The sequence below is a fragment of the Rhodoferax sp. OV413 genome (assembly GCF_945881795.1).
GTDB lineage: Bacteria > Pseudomonadota > Gammaproteobacteria > Burkholderiales > Burkholderiaceae_C > Allorhodoferax.
This window is the reverse complement of the sequence record NZ_CAMCVG010000127.1, coordinates 1-4,705: the sequence shown is the minus strand read 5'-3', so window position 1 is coordinate 4,705 and position 4,705 is coordinate 1. Positions and strand designations below refer to the sequence as shown.

Below are 4,705 nucleotides of genomic sequence, written 5' to 3'. Positions count from 1 at the left end.
AAATTGCGGGCCTGCACGGCAGCGCCCTGCTGTCCGGCGGCTGGAGCGAGTGGTGCAACAAGCCGGACTTCCCGGTAGCGGTGGGCTGAACGTTCAGGTTCAGGTCCCCGTGACCTGAGGAATGGCTGTGTGAATGCCCGTGTGAGTGGCCATGGTGCACGCGGCCCAGAATCCAGGCGCACACCAGATTCACCAACAAGCCCAACACAGCAAACACAATGGCCTCCTGATAATGAATCGGCGCAGGCGAAATCAAACGCTCCACAGAGCTCACCACCATCATGGTCAAAGTGATCCACATCACCATGCGTGTACTGCGCTCGGCCAGCGGGTTGCTGGCGTCAAACACATGGTCCTGCATCCAGTCGGTGATGTCGTCGGTTTCTATACCAAGGCCCCTTAAAGACTTTGACGCAGCTCCCGGCAACCCAGGCTCTCTACAGCCCTTACCCAAGGCCTTTTCCGGCTTCCACCTGCGCCACCGGCTTTTCGCGCAGCACCCAGCGGCGCAATCGGCCCAGCAGATGCTCAAAGTCGTCCACCACGGTGAAAACGGACGGAATCACCAATAGGCTGAGCACGGTCGAGGTAATCAGCCCGCCGATCACGGCCACCGCCATCGGGCTGCGGAAGCTGCTGTCGGCGGCGCCCCATCCCACGGCCAGCGGCACCATGCCGGCGCCCATGGCGATGGTGGTCATCACCACCGGGCGGGCCCGCTTGTGGCAGGCGTCAATCAGCGCATCAAAGCGGCTCATGGGGGCCGCCACCGGATGCCCGTCCGATCCGTCGCTGCCGCGGCGCGCCAGGATGGCGTACTCCACCAGCAAAATCGAGTTTTTAGTGGCAATGCCCATAAGCATGATCAGGCCGATGAGCGAGGGCATGGAGAAGCTCTTGTCCGCGGCCAGCAAGCCCACGAAGGCACCGCCCAAGGACAAGGGCAGCGCCGCGAGGATGGTGATGGGCTGCAAAAAGTCTTTGAACAAAAGCACCAGCACGATGTAGATACACAGCACGCCGGTCAACATGGCCAGGCCGAAACTGGCAAACAGCTCGCCCATCATCTCGGCGTCGCCCAGCGCGAGCTGCTTCACGCCAGGCGGCAGGTTACTGATGGACGGCAGCTTTTGCACAGCCTCGCTCACGTCGCCCAGGGGCGCGCCAGAGAGCTCGACCTCGAAGGTGATGTTGCGCGAGCGATTCAGCCGGTCAATGACCGCCGGGCCGCCGGCCACCTCCAGCGTGGCCACCTGGCTGAGCATCACCGGGCCCTTCACGCCCGGTACCGCGAGGCGGCCCAGCAGCTCCAGGTCGGCACGCGCACCATCGGCCAGCTTGACCACAATAGGCACCTGGCGCTGGCTCAGATTGAGCTTGGCCAGCGAGGTGTCGTAGTCACCCACCGTTGCGATGCGCAGGGTCTCGCCAATGGCCGCACTGGTCACGCCCAGATCGGCGGCCTTGGCAAAGTCGGGCCGCACCGCAATCTCGGAGCGGATCAGGCTGGCGCTGGAGGTAATGCTGCCAAGGCCGGGGATGGTGCGCAAATCGCGCTCCACCGCGGCGGCGGCAGTGGCCAGCGCCAGGGGGTCCTCGCCGGTCAGCACCAGCTGGTACTTCTCGCCGCTGCCGCCCAGGCCCACCTTGCTGCGGATGCCCGGTACTTCGGCCATGGCGGCGCGAATGGCGTTCTCAATGCCCTGCTTGCGCGGCCGCTTGCCGCGTTCGGTCAGCAAGACGGTGAGCGTGGCCTTGCGGACCTCGGTGGTGCCGGGAGGTGCAAACGGGTCGGAACCTGCGGCACCACCGCCAATCGTGGTGTAGATGCTCTGGATATGGTCCAGCTTGCTCACCAGCACCCGCGCGTGCTCGGCGGCTTCGCGGGTTTGGGCCAGGGTCGAGCCGGGGGGCAGCTCCATGTAGACCTGCGTTTGCGAGTTGTCGTCCGGCGGAATAAAGCCAGTCGGCAAAAGCGGAATCAACATGATGGAGCCCACAAAAAACGCAGCCGCTCCCACCATGGTGGTCCAACGGTGGCGCAGCGCCCAGCGACTGGCCCGCAGGTAGGCGCCCATCCAGAACGGGTCTTTGTGTTCGCGCGGGCTGCGCTTCATGATGTAGGCCGCCATCATGGGCGTGAGCACACGCGCCACCACCAGCGAGGCAAACACCGCAAGGGCCGCGGTCCAGCCGAACTGCTTGAAGAACTTGCCCGGAATGCCGCTCATGAAAGCGGTGGGCAAGAACACGGCAATCAGCGTGAAGGTGGTAGCCACCACCGCCAGACCAATTTCGTCGGCCGCTTCCATGGCCGCCTGGTAGGGTGTCTTGCCCATGTGCAGGTGGCGCTCGATGTTCTCGACTTCCACAATCGCGTCGTCCACCAGCACCCCGATCACAAGCGACAGGGCCAACAGCGTCACCGTGTTGATGGAAAAGCCCAAGTAGGCCATGCCGATGAAGGCCGGAATCACCGACAGGGGAAGCGCCACCGCCGACACAAAGGTCGCGCGCCAGTTGCGCAGGAACAGCCACACCACAATCACCGCCAGAATCGCGCCCTCGTAGAGCATGGTCATCGAGGCCTCGAATTCCTCGGCCACGGGCTTCACAAAGTCAAAGGCCTGTGTGAGTTCGATGTCGGGGTGCAGGGACTTGAGCTCGTCCAACGCAGCGTTCACCGCAGCACCCACCTCCACCTCGCTGGCGCCCTTGCTGCGGGTGATCTCAAAACCCACCACCGGCACGCCGTTGAGCAAAGCTGCCGCACGCGGCTCGGCCACCGTGTCGCTGACTGTAGCCACCTCGTCCAGCCGCACACGCTGGCCGTTCGATAGGGTTAGCTCCAGACGGCCTAGCTCCTGCGCGGACTTGACGGTAGCCAGTGTTCGCATGGGCTGCTCGCTGCCGCCCAGATCGGCGCGGCCGCCGGCGCTCTCGGTTTGCACCGCCTTGAGCTGGCGGGAAATGTCGGCAGCGGTGGCGCCCAGTGCCTGCAACTTCATGGGATCCAGCGCCACCTCAACCTCGCGGCTCACGCCGCCCACGCGCACCACCGAGCCCACCCCCTTGACGCCCAGCAGACGGCGGGCGATGGTGTTATCGACAAACCAGCTCAGGGCCTCATCGTCCATCTTGCCGGAGCGGATGGTCAGGGCCAGAATGGGCGCGCCGGACAGGTTGACTTTGTTAACCACCGGATCTCGCACATCGCTGGGCAGTTCGCTGCGCACGCCTTGCACCGCACTGCGTACCTCATCAAGCGCCTCTTGCGCGGGTTTCTCGAGCCGGAACTCGGCCGTGATCGTGACGCCCCCGTCTTGTACCTTGGTGTAGATGTTTTTCAGGCCCTGGATGGACGCAATCGCGTTTTCCAGCTTGCGGGCAACTTCTGTTTCCAGTTGCGCGGGCGCGGCACCGGGCAGGCTGGCCGAGATGGTGATGTTGGGCAGCTCCAGATCCGGAAACTGCTGCACCTTCATGCTGTTGAATGCCAGCATCCCGGCGAAGGTCAGCATCACAAAGAGCATGACCGCCGGAATCGGGTTCTTGATCGACCAGGAGGAGACGTTCATCGAGTTGTTCCCTTCCCTTACTTCGTAGCAGCCGGCGCAGCAGATTCGGGCGCTGCGACCACTTTCACCGTGTCTCCCTCGCTCAGGAAGCTGCCACCGCTGGCCACCAGCCGGTCCTCCGGTTTGACGCCGCTCTGAATCTCGATGTGCTCGCCCACCACGCGGCCGGTTTGCACCTTGAGTTGGCTCACCCGGTTGTCAGCGCCCACACGGTAGACATAGCTAAAACCATCGCGGATGACTACCGCGGTCTGGGGCACTGTGAGTGCGCCCGTGCTGCCCAGCTCGAACTCGCCGCGGGCATACATGCCGGGCTTAAACGCCGCACCCAGCGTCTGGCCCGGGGTCACCGCGCCCAGCAAGTCCACATACACCAGGCCATTGCGGGTGGAGGAGTCCACCGTCGGCGCCAACATCCGCACCCGGCCCTTGGCCTGCACGCCGCCGGGGGAAGTGATCATCACGCCCATGCCGGCGCGGATACGGGCGAACTCGGCCGAGGTCACCTCGCCGCGCCACTCCAGCCGGCCCTGCCGGATGAGCTTGAACATTTCAGCCCCCGCACCCACCACCGCGCCCACGCTGACGCTGCGGGCGGAGATAACACCGTTATCGGGCGCCAGCACCTGGGTTTGCTTCAGTCGAAGAAGCTGCGCATCAAGCTGGGCCTTGGCCGACTCGACGCGGGCCTTGGCGGTGGCTTCCTGGGTGAGGTATTGGTTGATTTGCTGGGCGCTAACAGCGCCGGTGCCCTGCACCGACCGCGCGCGGTCGGCATTGGCCAGCGCCTCAGCAGCATTGGCCTGGGCTTCGTTCAGGGCGGCGCGGGCCAGCGCCACATCGGCTTGCACGCTGTCAGAGGCAAAGGTCACCAGCAACTGGCCACGCTTCACGCTGTCGCCCACACCGGCGTGCAGCTCTGCCACCCGCAGGCCGCTGGCCTCGGCACCCACGCTGGCTTCCTGCCAGGCGGCAAGGCTGCCGTTGGCCGACAGCTTGACCGGCAGCTGGCTGCTCTTGGCCTGCACCAGCGAAACAGTGAGTGCGGCCTTGGGCGCCGCAGTGGCTTTGCCCGCATCTGCCTTGGGCGCATCGGCCGCCTGGGTGGCGGTGGCAAGCAGGCCGGC

The 4,705-nt window shown here is 65.0% G+C and carries 2 protein-coding genes and 1 pseudogene; all 3 read right to left on the bottom strand.

The features are described 5' to 3' along the window. Nucleotides 1-388 (bottom strand): annotated as a pseudogene (locus Q0O05_RS11390) (cation transporter); the annotation flags it as partial. A 58-nt stretch (nucleotides 389-446) separates the two neighbouring features. Then, nucleotides 447-3,578 carry an efflux RND transporter permease subunit gene (locus Q0O05_RS11385; RefSeq protein ID WP_293663132.1) on the bottom strand — a complete coding sequence of 1,044 codons (3,132 nt, stop codon included), beginning with the start codon at nucleotides 3,576-3,578 and terminating at the stop codon, nucleotides 447-449. Nucleotides 3,579-3,595: 17 nt separating this feature from the next. Next, nucleotides 3,596-4,705 (bottom strand): efflux RND transporter periplasmic adaptor subunit (locus tag Q0O05_RS11380; protein WP_366519049.1); only part of this gene is annotated, 1,110 nt, incomplete at its 5' end.